The following is a 12,741-nucleotide window of genomic DNA, read 5'->3' as shown; positions in this document are numbered from 1 at the left end:
GCGCATAGCTGGAATAGTTGATTCAAGTGAAGCATCAACAAGCGCCGGTTCGGTTCAACGCTCACTTTCTCAGAAATTTCCTACGCACCCTTCAGAATCGTCTGATTGCGACACCTCGCCATCATCGCCACTGTCTGTCTCCTTGTTTTTGCTGAAAAGGAACTTGGCCACGCCTGGCAAACCCTCGGCCCGTAAGGGTTATGCAACCAATTGCCCTGAATGGAACACACCTATCGGAACTGACTTTGACGACGTCCTCGCCGAGCAAGACCTTGCCGAGGAAGTTTACGCAGCCGCACAAGCCCAAGGACCGGGATTGCGTCAATTTCGGCGAGAATTGAAGACCCAGGAGGTCAATGTGTCAAACGATGCACTCAAAGAAACTGTGATCGCTCAAAGCCAGATCATCACTGCGCTAATCGCAGCGGTCAGAAAGAAGGACGCGCTTGATCTGACTCTTTTCACTGATCTCTTGGAGCAGATGCGCGAAAATAACCAGGAAGACGAAACAGGGAAAAACAAAATATATAACCGGGTAATCGAAACGGCGAAATCTGCTTGCTTCATTCGTGACCAACAGCCGAAAGTCGATCTATAAGCTCTTTAAAATGAATGGCATGGAGGCGAATTTATTAATCGGCGAGCCTGAAGCTTTCCACTTCAGCTTCTAACTTGGAGAGCCGACGCTCCCGCAGGTCGGCCTTCTCTTGCTGCACTGATAATCGAATCCACCTCAAAAGCCGACTTGGTTAGGTTCTGCGGCTCAGGGAGCACGCGCTCATCAAGCTCCAGCAGATCACTAGCGCCAGAAACGGAGACCATCAAGCGCGGCACCTCTCGCAGAAATCTGCCGACGAACGGTCTTGAAAGTCCCCCCTCCAAGCCTAAGCTCACGTCATGTCGCATAGACGTTGGGGCCCTGGAAAATCCCCATCCGGCTCGAAGGAGCCGATCTAAAAATAACAACTTCATAATTCATGAGTTATTGCTTTTTGTGGGCTGCGAGAAAGAGGACTTTTCCAGAGCTTCCTTGGGGTGATAGAAATGAAAAAAATTATTTTAGCTGCTGCACTTGTCTCTTGTGCGGCACCGATCGCACATGCTGATATAGGCGCTTTTGCTGGCATAACTTATGCTTTTGGCGCCAATACCGGCATAGGCTTTACACTTCATGCAACTTCTTCCAGGGATGAAAATAGCGCCATCGCGTCGGCAGGTATTAGCTACTATCCCTTTGCCCTTACCCCAATGTTCGGGCTCCCCGTGGGTGTAGGCTACCAAGGCAAAAATGCAGCGGCTATCGTTAGTTATGACCTCCTGCTTAAACAATTCGCTATTGCCGGCGGTTACGCCAGCACCCGTGATGACGATAATTCCGATGGGGACGCGTCCACCACATCGTCCGGCTCCACGTCAGGAGGATCCCAAACAGGAACGGGAGTAGGAACGGGAACCGGTGGCGGGTCTGGAGGCGGGTCTGGAGGCGGATCTGGAAGTGGCGGTGGCGGTGGCGGTGGAACCGGAGGTGGATCTGGAGGTGGAGGATCAGTAGCAATTATTCAATAGCGGGAGAAGATAGGTGGTGCAGAGGATCGGGATATAGTGGAAGAATCGCAGCCAGGAACAGGACGCTCCAGACGTTCACATTACCCAGTGTACCCCCCCGATATTTTGTGAACGCTCTGCATAAATCCAAGACAACAAAAAACGGCCCACCTTTCGGTGAGCCCGTCCAGACCGCCCAGCAGAGCCAAAAGGGGAAGGATTTATTTTTCCGTTCCTTTTTTGGACAATAAACCCGCCCCCTTTTTTTCACGTCTCCTTTTTTCGTGCGGGCACTGCAGACATTCTGATAATGACAAAGAAACGGCCGACAGACACCAGTACAGCAACCTCTGCTGAAATAGAGAGATCCATCCAGGCCATGAATAAAATGGCTGAACGTCTTTGGGGGGATGGTCGAGAGACCGAGGCGAAAGCCCTCCTTGATGCCCTGGATTCTCTAAACCGGGCACTGGACCGGATCAGGATCGGCGAAAGTCGCAGGGTCACGACTCTTCATTGAAAGTGGTACAGCGGACTACCTGACACACGGGAGCCCTGGCCGATCCGGAACGAGGGCTTATGGCATGGCGCACTCACTTCAATACCAGATAACCGAATCCGTTCGCGTAGTTGAGATCGAGGTGGGGAAGCTGCTCGATTTGGCAGCCATGCTGAAGGCCGCTGGAAATGATGCCTTGGCAACGGCTGTCTCGAGCCAGGCGAATAAGCTTCTTGAAGCCGCGGTAGCACTCAGAATCGCGATGGCAAGCTGAAGTAATGGACTCGGCTGACGGCTTACGCCGAGGCGCTCTCCATTTGGATCGAGCAACTGCATGGCCCCGCCGAGGATGCCGTCAGGATCCGCAACTCTCTGACCAAGCTCGATGAGAACCTGAAATTCATCACGCGTGGGGTCGCCGAACTGCTGAATGATCGGTGACATCCCGGTCCTCGATCGCCGAGAACGCCGGGCATATCAAGCAGCGTCGAGCATCTGGGAAGGCACTTCACTCAGCCCATTCACGAAATCACCCCGCAGATGATCAATGACTTCAAGATCATGCGATTGAAGAAGGTGAAGCCGTCCACGTGCAGGACGCAGCTAGCGTTCATGTCCCGTTTCTATCGATTCGCCAAACGCGGCCTACTGATCGACATTCACAACCCGGTGAGTGAAATCGCACTCCCAAAGCCTGATCGGTCCTCCGATAAGGTGATCCGTAGCACGTTATTCACATCTGAACGTCAGGGACGTACTGCATCTCATTGACTGACCAACGGGGAACTTCACGACTGGATACCTTGTAAGAGAGGCGATAGCTTGAAGTAATAACTGGGATAATTGATATTTATATCATCCCAGCATTTGAATCAAAGCTTTCGCTTAATGGGTACTATCGTCAGCGAAACTAACAGGGGATTACCCTGAATGCTCACGCATTTGTCTTGCACTGTAAAGAAGATCAAGGGCAACAGCGTAGCTGGATTGTGATTATGTATTAATGGTTATGTGCGAGGTCGGAAGCTCTATGGTATTCCTACAACGAACGGTAGTTAAAGCACGCAGACGGATTGATCTATATCAATTCATCCACCCTCACTCACATGGAGTACGCTGAGGCTATCGCCTATTGCGGGGTGACACTTGGAGTGGGTGTACAGTGTAGAAGTCCTTCTGTGCAATCCTTGTTAGGCTGGTGCAAGTATGGAATAGCACAAGTGCGAGAGAACGGGAGTTCTCAACAGTAACCGGGTGAAGTAGATTTCCCTGGCAGCACCCTGGGTGTATTCATTCCGGTCTATCCTTGAACACTTCTTTGGAGCTGGTAGGAGGTGTCTCTTCATCCGACTCATACCACTTGGTGACGCCATACACCATTAGCAGCCAGATGATTGCAATCGTCAGGATCAGCATCAGAAACTTTGACGTTTTCATTGGTGCGGTCCCCTGGAGTGGTCAATTGCTCATTCGGTGAGACACATTCACTCCACCCGCTACAGGTGATGCAGACGCATGTTCCACTGACCACAGTACCGCCACACCACCCACCAGGGTAATCCAAGACACAATAAGGATAAGCAGAAAGACAACAAACTGATTCGGTTTCATGTCGGGTCACAGTTCCCTAGTGAGTTACATGAAGAGGCGGTGTCTGATACTAGCCCATTGACGTGGCAAGAAGACGGCAGTTCGTCGAATGAATTAAAACATTTACCCCCAGTGATTCCCCAAAAACGTCCATTTTCATTACACCTGTTTCATCCGTGTTACTTGGTAGTTGCCCACGCATCTACAACTCCAACTTCAACTGCCCCCCCCTTTTTTGAGCCGCCGACTGCCGCCACAATGGCCTCCAACTCGGAGCGCCTCTTCCTACTTCATCCCAGGCACGGAAAAATATTCGAGCCTAGGCAAGCCATGTTCGGCGTTCACATTGCCCCGTGTGAACGAACCCGATATTTTGTGAACGTTCTGCATGAAATCCAAGACAACAAAAAAGGGCCCACCTTTCGGTGAGCCCTTCTAGACCGCCCAGCAGAGCGGATTTTGTTTGGTAGGCGCGATTGGACTCGAACCAACGACCCCCACCATGTCAAGGTGGTGCTCTAACCAACTGAGCTACGTGCCTGCTGTGTGGCGGCATTCTACGGAATTCCGGAGGGGTGTCAACACCTTTTTTCGAGCTAACCCTATGAATATGCAAAATATTTAATTTTTCTGCTGCAAAGAAGAGTTTGCGGTGGCTGGCGGCCGATTTTTAACTCGGGTAGGATCGATGCACTCGTAAAATATATTAAACAGAGGCTGCAGGATGGCGCACACACCCTACCCCGAGTCCTACTACGCCGCTTCGGCCAATGCGGTTCCGCCGCGCCCGGCCCTGCAGGATGACGTAGAGACTGATGTCTGTGTGATCGGTGCCGGTTATACCGGCCTGTCCTCCGCCCTGTTTCTGCTGGAGAACGGTTTTCGGGTGACGGTCCTGGAAGCGGCCAAGGTGGGTTTTGGCGCGTCGGGGCGTAATGGCGGGCAGATCGTCAACAGCTATAGCCGTGACATCGATGTGATCGAGCGCAGTGTCGGGCCCAAGCAGGCTCAGTTGCTGGGGCAGATGGCGTTCGAGGGCGGGCGGATCATTCGCGAGCGGGTTGCCAAATATAATATCCAGTGCGACCTGAAGGATGGCGGCGTGTTCGCGGCCATTACCGCCAAGCAGATGGGGCACCTGGAATCCCAGAAGCGGCTGTGGGAGCGTTTCGGTCACACCCAGCTGGAGTTGATGGATCAACGCCGGATCCGTGAAGTGGTGGCCTGCGATCAATACATCGGCGGCATGCTCGACATGAGTGGCGGGCACATTCATCCGCTGAACCTGGCGCTGGGCGAAGCCGCGGCCGTCGAGTCGTTGGGTGGCACTATTTACGAGCAGTCGCCGGCGGTGCGCATCGAGCGCGGGGCGAATCCGCTGGTGCATACGCCACAGGGCAAGGTCAGGGCCAAGTTCATCATCGTTGCCGGCAACGCCTATCTGGGCAATCTGGTGCCGGAGCTGGCAGCCAAGTCGATGCCTTGCGGGACTCAGGTCATTACCACCGAGCCGCTGGGCGAGGAACTGGCCAGGGCCATGCTGCCTCAGGATTATTGCGTCGAAGACTGCAATTACCTGCTCGACTACTACCGCCTGAGTGGCGACAAACGTCTGATTTTCGGCGGTGGCGTGGTGTATGGCGCGCGGGATCCGGCCAACATTGAAGCGATCATTCGGCCGAAGATGCTCAAGGCCTTCCCGCAGCTCAAGGACGTGAAGATCGATTACGCCTGGACCGGCAATTTCCTGCTGACGTTGTCACGCCTGCCTCAGGTCGGACGTCTGGGCGACAACATCTACTATTCCCAGGGCTGCAGCGGCCATGGGGTGACCTATACGCACCTGGCGGGCAAGGTCCTGGCTGAGGCCTTGCGTGGCCAGGCGGAGCGTTTCGACGCGTTTGCCGACCTGCCGCATTATCCGTTTCCCGGCGGGCAGATGCTGCGGACGCCGTTTGCTGCGTTGGGGGCGTGGTATTACGGGTTGCGTGACAAGTTCGGGTTCTGAGCGGCCGCCAAACCCCGTAGGAGCCGGCTTGCTGGCGAAGGCGTCTTCATTGGCGCTGCAAGGCTTGAGGCCGCCTTCGCTGGCAAGCCAGCTCCTACACTGGCGATTGCCTGGTTTATGCAGGACGGGCGTTGAGCCGCTGCAGGAATTCGGCTCTGCGCCGCTGGTCCGCTTCCTCCTTGATCAACAACTCGGGAAGCAGCTCGGCGGCCTGGCCGGGATCGAGGATGAAGACACCATCATCGTCACCGATGGCCAGGTCTCCCGGCTGTACCCGAACCTCGCCGACCTGGATCGGCTGATTGACTTCACCCTGTGCGCCAATGCCACGGGTGGTGAATGCACTGACGTCCCGGCAAAACACCGGCAAGCCATGACGACGCAAGGCGCTGACGTCGGTGACGGCGCCCGACACCACCACCCCGGCCAGGCCTTTGATCAATCCCGCCAGGGTGCGCAGCTCGCCCCAGCAACCACACTCCTTATCGCCCACGCATTCGATCACCAGCACGTCGCCTGGCTCGCTCAACAACAGGGCCTCACGCAGAATGCTGCCATCGGGCGGGAAGACTTTGACGGTGACGACCTGGCCGACCATGCGGATGTCGTTGAACAACGGCTTGATCCCGCGCAGGAAGCCACGGTCGGAAAAATGGCCGAGGGTGGACGAAGGGATCGTCCGGTAAGCGGCGAGTAATTCCTGGCTGACGACCTGCTGCCGGAGGGTAATCTGATCACTCATCGGCATTTTTTTCCCCGGACGTAGCAATGGACAGGTCGAGCAGTATTCAGCAGGCTCGGTGGCCAGGTAGTAGAAGCAGCAGGTGCGGCGAAAGCGAATGCTGCGTTGGCCGTCGTCGACCAGTGTCGGCGGTCGGCGGAAATGGCTCAGCGGGTTGTATTCGAGGCCGAACAGCGCAGGTTCGGCCTGGGTCAGCAACCATTGGAAATCCGCTTCGCAGCGTTCGCGCACCGACGGATCGTCAATTTTTGCCATGCGTTTTTCATACAACGAATACACGCGTACGGCGGTGTTCTCCCAGAGGATGCGCCGTGAAACGCCCGTGACCCGGTTGAAGGTTTGCCACAGCGGTTTCAGCAGTCCGGCAAACAGCGCCTGCACCACGGCTTCCCGCCAGGCCTCGCGCTCATTGGTCCCATACGTCAGTGGCTGGCCGTGATGCAGCGGCAGCGACGACGTCCACAACCCGTCATCGTGGCCGTACTCGATCACCGTGTTGTCCAGGGACAGCAGCAGCCCCTTGTCGTACACCGACATTGCGTACAAGCAGGCACCGGTCGCCAAAAACGATAAACGTTTTCCCAGCAGCGAGGCGGTGATCGCCCGGGTCGGCGAGCCGATCACCGGGCCCAAGGCGTCCAGCAGTTGCTCGCACACCTCCTCCTGCAACACGTCCCGGGCCATCAGCGAGCGTAACGGATCACGCTCGGCAAAGTCCTTCAGACGCAAGCCACCGCCAAGCACGTTCCACTCTTGCGCGGTGAAGTAGCCAGTCAGACTCATTGCGGCAGTTCCCGACCGAACGGGATGCACATCGGCGTACCAAAGAACGGGTCAGGAATGATTCGACAATTAAGGAGGTCCGGCTTGAGCAGTGCGATGTCCTCAAGGCTGGGCTGGGTTTCCAGCCCGACATGGGGCACGGCGCCCAGGGCTTCGCGCAAATAGCGATAGGTCGGTTTTTCACTCCAGGAATCCACCACGCCGCAGGGGGTCACGCCCAACACCACGGCACAGTCGGTGGCGCCCTGAAACAGGGTGACCACCCGTAACGGCGCGGTGCCGGTGTCGGCCCACGCTGGCGCGCAAAACCTGAGGGCCAGCGCCCCCAGGGACAGGCGCAGCAGCGTGCGCCTGGAGGGATCATGTCGCCGCTCAGGCATCACGATCGAGCCTGTGAAACGGATTGACCACCTTGCCCTTTGCCGAACGGCATGCTGCCAGGGCCACCCGCACGTTCGATCATCGGGGTGAGCAGCCATTTCTGCGGCCGGTGCGGTGCTTCGAACAACGGGTGCTTGATCATGGTTCGTGCCTCGGCGTTCAGCGCCTGACGCCCCGATCCCTGGGACGCATGACAGGGGTGAATCAGAAGTCGACGGTGGCCGAAAGGAGGTAGGTGCGCGGAGTCGACAGCGTCAAGCCAGGCTCGCTGTCATCCGAGGCGCCGGCCGAGCTCCAGTAGCGCTTGTCCGCCACGTTCTCGATATTGGCCCGCAGGGTGATGTTCTTTTGCTCGACCTTGAAGGCGTAGCGTGCGCCCACGTCGAAACGCTCCCAGGAATCGATTTCCTTGTTGTTGGACTGGTCCAGATACTGGGAGCTGGAATAGATGCCACGGCTGGTCAGGGTCAGACCCTGGACGGTCGGTACGTCCCACTCGGCGCCCAGGTTGACGTTGTATTTCGGCGTGGCCGGCGCCCGGTTGCCGTCGAAGGTGCCATTGGTGGTCTCCTTCAACTCGCTGTCGATGTACATGACACCGCCGAGCAGGCGGAAACCGTCGAGCGGTTCGCCGAACACGCTCAGCTCCACACCCGTGTTCTCACGCTTGCCGTTGGGGCCGAAGACCCGCGTCGTGGCGTTGGTCTCGTAGGCCGGCTGCTTGATCCGGAACACCGCGGCGGTCACGGCGAACGCACCGGCGTCATACTTGGCACCGACCTCGACCTGGCGGCTGATGAACGGCGGGAAAATCTCGTCCTCGTTCACTGAGGTCGACGGCGCGATCTTGCCCTGGCTCAGGCCTTCCATGTAGTTGGCATACAGCGACAGCTTGTCGGTCGCCTTGTACAGAATGCCGCCCGACGGCGAGACTTTTTCCTCATCGTAGGCGGTGTCGCCTTTGACGTTGTCGGTCCAGTCGTCAACCTTGACCCGCTGCCAGCGGGCGCCGAGGGTCAGCAGCAGCCGGTCATCGAAGAAGCCGAGGGTGTCGGACAACGCCACGCCGCTGAAGCGGTTCTCGGTGTAGACCTTCGAATCCTGGCGCGTGGGGGTGTTCGGCGTCGGCGTTTCCACCGGGTTGTAAATATTGCTTGGGGCCGCGCCGTAACGGGCACCGCCGTTTTCAAAGTCCATGTAGAAGTAGCTGGCGGCCAGATTGACTTCGTGGCTCACCGGGCCGGTATGGAACCAGTTGCGCACCCCTGCCATGGCCGTCCGGACATTTTCGTCACGGGTGAAATCACGCGGTTGCACGCTGAAATCGCCCGCATCGTTGGTGACCGCAACGGCATGGCGCAGGAAGTCATGGTTACTTTTGCGCGCGCCCGCGCCGCCGTACAGCATGACGGAATCGTTGACATCGTATTCAGCGTTCACCGTGCCGAAGGTGTCGTTGGTGCTCGCCTGGCTCCAGGGCTGCGCATAGTTGCGGCGCACATCGCTGGCATGCGGGACCTGCGCGTTGGGGCCGACCTGCACGCGTTCCTGCGGGGCGTCGGTGTCACGTTCGGTGCGCCCGATGTCCGTCGAGAGCCGCAGGCGTTCACCGCGAAAATCCAGGCCCAGCACGGCCATCTCGCGGTCGACATTCTGGTGGTCCCATTCGGTGTCGCCGGACTGCTTCACGCCGTTGAAACGCAGACCGAACTTGTTGTCTTCGCCAAAGCGCCGGCCGACATCCACGGCACCACCGACCTGGCTGTCGGACGCGTACATGCCGGTAAACGAAGTGATGGGCTTGTCGGTCGCGTGCTTGGGCACCACGTTGATCCCGCCACCCACGCTGCCCCGCGGCGAGATGCCGTTGATCAGCTGGGTCGGGCCTTTGATGACGTCGACGCGGTCAGCCATCTCCATATCAATGGTATAGGTCGGCAGGACGCCGTACAGACCGTTGTAGGCAACATCACTGTTGAACAGACTCAACCCGCGAATGGTGAACTGCTCATACCGCCCGCCCGCCGGGTTGGTGGCGCGAACCGAGGGGTCGCTGGCGATCAGGTCGCCCAAGGTACGCGCCTGCTGGTTCTTGACCGCCTCGCTGGTGTAGGTGGTCACGCTGAAGGGTGTTTCCATGAAGTCTTTGGAGCCGAGCAAGCCCTGCGAAGTGCGGCGCGCGACCTGGCCGCCGGCATAGACATCGCCGCCCTCCCCGCCTGTGGCCCCGAGAATCGAGGTGGGGGCCAGTTGCAGGCTGCCGCCTTCAGGCGCCGGGGTCAGGATGTAAGCCTGTTCGCCCACCGGCTGCAGTTGCAGACCGGACCCCTGCAGCAACCGGGCAAAGCCCTCCTCGACCGCGTAGTTCCCCGACAACCCGGGGCTGTTGCGACCGCTGACCAGCGCCGGGTCTACCGACAGGTTGACCCCGGCCAATCCGGCAAAGCGGGTCAATGCGGCGCTGAGGCTGCCGGCGGGCACCTGGTAACTGCGACGAGGACTGTCTTCGGCATGGCTGACCGCGACAAATAAAGGACAGGCACCCAGACTCAACAGCAGACTCAGGTGCAACAACGGGCGCAGCCTGGAAGAAGCCAGACGCGTACTGCAGGGCATCACTGCGGGCATTGAGAATCTCTCTGATTTCGTTTCACTTGCCTTGAATGACAAGCGGAGCGAAAAAAGGGGACAGCCCTCATGCAATATTTTTGCGCGGCCGCAAGGTCACCCAGTACCGGGTGCGCCTATGCACTTCCAGTGGCAAGCTGGCCGCCAGCAACGACAGGATGCGATCGGTGTCTTCCAGGCGGAAACTGCCGGTGACGCGCAGGGATTCCAGCGCCGGCTCCCAGCGCAACACGCCTGGGCGATAGCTGCTGAGTTCGCGCAGAAAATCCCCCAGGGGCTGGTTCTGCGCCATCAGCACACCGTCACGCCAGCCGGGGGCGAGCACGTCGAATGGCTCCACCACACCGGCACCCGCCGCCAGAAGGCTGACTTGCTGGCCGGCGCGCAACGAAAAGACCGGGCCGCGCAACGGCTGCAGCTGCACCACGCCTTTAAGCACCGACACCCTGCAACCCGTCTGCCGCTGACGAACGCACACCTGGCTCTGACTGACCACCACTTGCCCGAACTGCGTCTGGATCGTCAGCGGCGAGGTCCCGGGCACGTTCAGCGCTATTTCACCTTCCACGAGGGTCAGTCGCCGGTGCTTCAAGTCGATGTCGACGGCACTCGCAGTGTTGAGTTGCAGCGAACTGCCATCGGCCAACTGGACCTTTTTGCCCTCCCCGGTCGCGGTTCGCAGGTCGGCGCGCCAGACATCCACCGGTAGCTGCCGGCTGATCAGCCAGGCGGCCGGCACCAACGCCACCGCCCCCACGGCACGCTTGAGCACCTTGCGCCGACTGGCCTGCGGCCGATCCAGACTGGCCATGGCCAGTGTCGACGGCAGGTCGGCAAAGCGTTGGCGCAACAGTTGGGCCTTCTGCCAGGCGTGTTCGTGACTGGGATGGCTGTCACGCCAGTGCTGCAGATTGGCACGGTCACGGTCATTGGCGGCGCCTGATTCCATGAGCGCCAGCCATTGAGCGGCGGCTCGCACGACTTGGCGGGCTTCGGCCGAAGGTGGCGAACCGATCACCATTCCACCAGCAGGCAATGTTCGTAGGCTTGGGCCATGTAGCGTTTGATCGTGCGCTCGGAGACTTGCAGGCGCTCGGCGATTTCGTGATAACCCAGGCCTTCCAGCTGGCTCCAGAGAAAGGCCCGTCGCACCGCGACCGGCAATCCATCGAGCAATTCATCCAGGGCTTGCAGGGTTTCCAACAGCAACCAGCGTTGCTCGGGCGACGGCACACACTCTTCCGGCAGCAGTGCCAGGGCATCGAGGTAGGCTTGTTCGAGACTGCGACGCTGATAGAAGTTGGCCAGCAAGCGCTTGCCGACGGTCGCCAGGTAGGCGCGGGGTTCCTGCAGGTCGGCAATGCGCTGCGAGCTGGCAAGCACCCGCACGAAGGTATCCTGGCTCAGGTCCGCCGCATCACTGCCATTGCTCATGCGTCGTCTCAGCCAGCTTTCCAGCCAGCCACGATGGTCGCGGTACAAGTCGTGGAAATTTTGCGCCGCCGGCATCGCTGCTTCACTCATGTCAAGAAACCCTGCGCCAGGAAATATTTTAAATGCGACTCATTCTAATTAGTGTTGATACGTCAAACCAAGCCCTTTGTTCGGTTTACATCCCGAAAGAACTGCTATAGATGAACGAAAGATCGGCATTTCAGCCACACAGCCCGTGTTTAATCAGGGCTGAGCGCTGTTGAGGGCATGCGTTAAAAAAGGCAGGATTCATTGCATCCGCAGCGCAATGGCGGGGGCGAAGAGGTGACGCGGCGAGGGAAAAGGAGGAAAAGCCAAATCGCAGACACAAAAAACCCCGGTCTTTCGACCAGGGTCTTTGCTATCGACTCGAATCAGACGCTGGCTTCCCGGCAATCTTCTTCGTAGCACCAAGGCGTTCAGCGGGCCTTGAGGCAGATATGGCGCAGCGGACGGGACTCGAACCCGCGACCCCCGGCGTGACAGGCCGGTATTCTAACCGACTGAACTACCGCTGCGTATCGCTGTGGACTTGCGTCCAGGTAACTCGTGTGACTGGAAAGCTTCGAGGCTTTTCAATCTCGGGCCAGGTAACACCTGACTCGCAAATATGGCGCAGCGGACGGGACTCGAACCCGCGACCCCCGGCGTGACAGGCCGGTATTCTAACCGACTGAACTACCGCTGCGCGTCGGTGGAGGCTTTTCAGCTTCCTTCTTGCTTGCGCAAGACTCTCAAGAAGTGGTGGGTGATGACGGGATCGAACCGCCGACATTCTGCTTGTAAGGCAGACGCTCTCCCAGCTGAGCTAATCACCCTTTGCTTCTCTGAGGCCGCGAAATTTACGCACCTAACGAAGCTAAGTCAATAGCCTGCTTGAAGTTTTTCTGAAAAAGACAAAATCGTGTCAAACCGCAAGGCAACGGCATCACCCACAATCAACCTTTTGCAGCAATACCGCCTTCGCGGGCAAGTCGAATCGTCGCACCGCCGCTCCCACAGGGATCTCCGGTGTGCACACTTTTTTTCACACACAGGAGAACCCTGTGGGAGCGAGCTTGCTCGCGATGGCGGTGGCACAGTCAACCCAAT

11 protein-coding genes, 4 tRNA genes and 4 pseudogenes are annotated in these 12,741 nt (G+C 58.3%); 5 read left to right on the top strand and 14 right to left on the bottom strand.

The features are described 5' to 3' along the window. Positions 1-163: 163 nt before the first annotated feature. A complete protein-coding gene (locus ACA067_RS09330) occupies positions 164-598 on the top strand; it encodes a hypothetical protein (protein WP_497461488.1) in 435 nt (144 codons plus the stop codon). Between the two features lie 89 nt (positions 599-687). Here the strand turns inward: ACA067_RS09330 and ACA067_RS09325 are convergent. Further along, positions 688-798: pseudogene (locus ACA067_RS09325) on the bottom strand (restriction endonuclease); the annotation flags it as partial. A gap of 246 nt (positions 799-1,044) precedes the next feature. Here ACA067_RS09325 and ACA067_RS09320 point away from each other — a divergent pair. Together ACA067_RS09320 and ACA067_RS09315 are read left to right on the top strand one after the other, a co-directional pair. Beyond that, the gene (locus ACA067_RS09320; RefSeq protein WP_497461487.1) at positions 1,045-1,566 is read left to right on the top strand and encodes a hypothetical protein; all 522 of its coding nucleotides are present in this window, start codon (positions 1,045-1,047) and stop codon (positions 1,564-1,566) included. Between the two features lie 289 nt (positions 1,567-1,855). Next, entirely contained in the window at positions 1,856-2,065 is a 210-nt protein-coding gene (locus ACA067_RS09315) for a hypothetical protein (RefSeq protein ID WP_497461486.1), read from the top strand. A gap of 78 nt (positions 2,066-2,143) precedes the next feature. Here ACA067_RS09315 and ACA067_RS09310 read toward each other — a convergent pair whose 3' ends face one another. Next, positions 2,144-2,488 (bottom strand): hypothetical protein, encoded by a 345-nt coding sequence (locus ACA067_RS09310; RefSeq protein WP_497461485.1) that lies wholly within the window; start codon positions 2,486-2,488, stop codon positions 2,144-2,146. Positions 2,489-2,530: 42 nt separating this feature from the next. Between ACA067_RS09310 and ACA067_RS09305 the strand changes: the two are divergent. After that, positions 2,531-2,767, top strand: a pseudogene (locus tag ACA067_RS09305) (tyrosine-type recombinase/integrase); the annotation flags it as partial. 567 nt (positions 2,768-3,334) lie between these two features. On the opposite strand, the gene ACA067_RS09300 reads toward ACA067_RS09305, so the two are convergent. Both ACA067_RS09300 and ACA067_RS09295 read right to left on the bottom strand, forming a co-directional pair. After that, positions 3,335-3,481, bottom strand: a complete 147-nt coding sequence (locus ACA067_RS09300; RefSeq protein WP_497461484.1) for a hypothetical protein — start codon at positions 3,479-3,481, stop codon at positions 3,335-3,337. 617 nt (positions 3,482-4,098) lie between these two features. Next, positions 4,099-4,175: transfer RNA gene (locus tag ACA067_RS09295), tRNA-Val, on the bottom strand. 183 nt (positions 4,176-4,358) lie between these two features. Here ACA067_RS09295 and ACA067_RS09290 point away from each other — a divergent pair. After that, on the top strand, positions 4,359-5,642 hold the full coding sequence (locus ACA067_RS09290) for an NAD(P)/FAD-dependent oxidoreductase (RefSeq protein WP_497461483.1): 1,284 nt from the start codon (positions 4,359-4,361) through the stop codon (positions 5,640-5,642). A gap of 115 nt (positions 5,643-5,757) precedes the next feature. Here ACA067_RS09290 and ACA067_RS09285 read toward each other — a convergent pair whose 3' ends face one another. The 10 genes and pseudogenes from ACA067_RS09285 to ACA067_RS09240 form a co-directional block, all read right to left on the bottom strand. Next, positions 5,758-6,390 (bottom strand): RraA family protein, encoded by a 633-nt coding sequence (locus ACA067_RS09285; protein WP_497462755.1) that lies wholly within the window; start codon positions 6,388-6,390, stop codon positions 5,758-5,760. A 3-nt stretch (positions 6,391-6,393) separates the two neighbouring features. Then, a pseudogene (locus ACA067_RS09280) lies at positions 6,394-7,167 on the bottom strand (IucA/IucC family C-terminal-domain containing protein); the annotation flags it as partial. Between the two features lie 71 nt (positions 7,168-7,238). Then, positions 7,239-7,547, bottom strand: a pseudogene (locus tag ACA067_RS09275) (iron-siderophore ABC transporter substrate-binding protein); the annotation flags it as partial. After that, positions 7,547-7,690: a hypothetical protein gene (locus ACA067_RS09270; protein WP_497462896.1), complete on the bottom strand. Its 144-nt coding sequence runs from the start codon at positions 7,688-7,690 to the stop codon at positions 7,547-7,549. The pseudogene ACA067_RS09275 and the gene ACA067_RS09270, both read right to left, overlap by 1 nt. Positions 7,691-7,752: 62 nt before the next feature. Continuing rightward, positions 7,753-10,176 (bottom strand): TonB-dependent siderophore receptor, encoded by a 2,424-nt coding sequence (locus tag ACA067_RS09265; protein ID WP_497461482.1) that lies wholly within the window; start codon positions 10,174-10,176, stop codon positions 7,753-7,755. Positions 10,177-10,243: 67 nt separating this feature from the next. After that, on the bottom strand, positions 10,244-11,197 hold the full coding sequence (locus ACA067_RS09260; protein ID WP_497462754.1) for a FecR domain-containing protein: 954 nt from the start codon (positions 11,195-11,197) through the stop codon (positions 10,244-10,246). Further along, complete coding sequence (locus tag ACA067_RS09255; RefSeq protein WP_497461481.1) at positions 11,191-11,700, bottom strand: sigma-70 family RNA polymerase sigma factor; 510 nt, start codon at positions 11,698-11,700, stop codon at positions 11,191-11,193. The genes ACA067_RS09260 and ACA067_RS09255 overlap by 7 nt, the downstream gene beginning before the upstream one ends. A gap of 390 nt (positions 11,701-12,090) precedes the next feature. Next, positions 12,091-12,167 (bottom strand) — tRNA-Asp (locus tag ACA067_RS09250). Between the two features lie 93 nt (positions 12,168-12,260). Beyond that, positions 12,261-12,337: transfer RNA gene (locus tag ACA067_RS09245), tRNA-Asp, on the bottom strand. A 54-nt stretch (positions 12,338-12,391) separates the two neighbouring features. Beyond that, positions 12,392-12,467 (bottom strand) — tRNA-Val (locus tag ACA067_RS09240). Between the last annotated feature and the right edge of the window lie 274 nt (positions 12,468-12,741).

The organism is Pseudomonas sp. LBUM1674, assembly GCF_059695635.1.
This window is presented reverse-complemented; position numbering and strand designations above follow the sequence as displayed.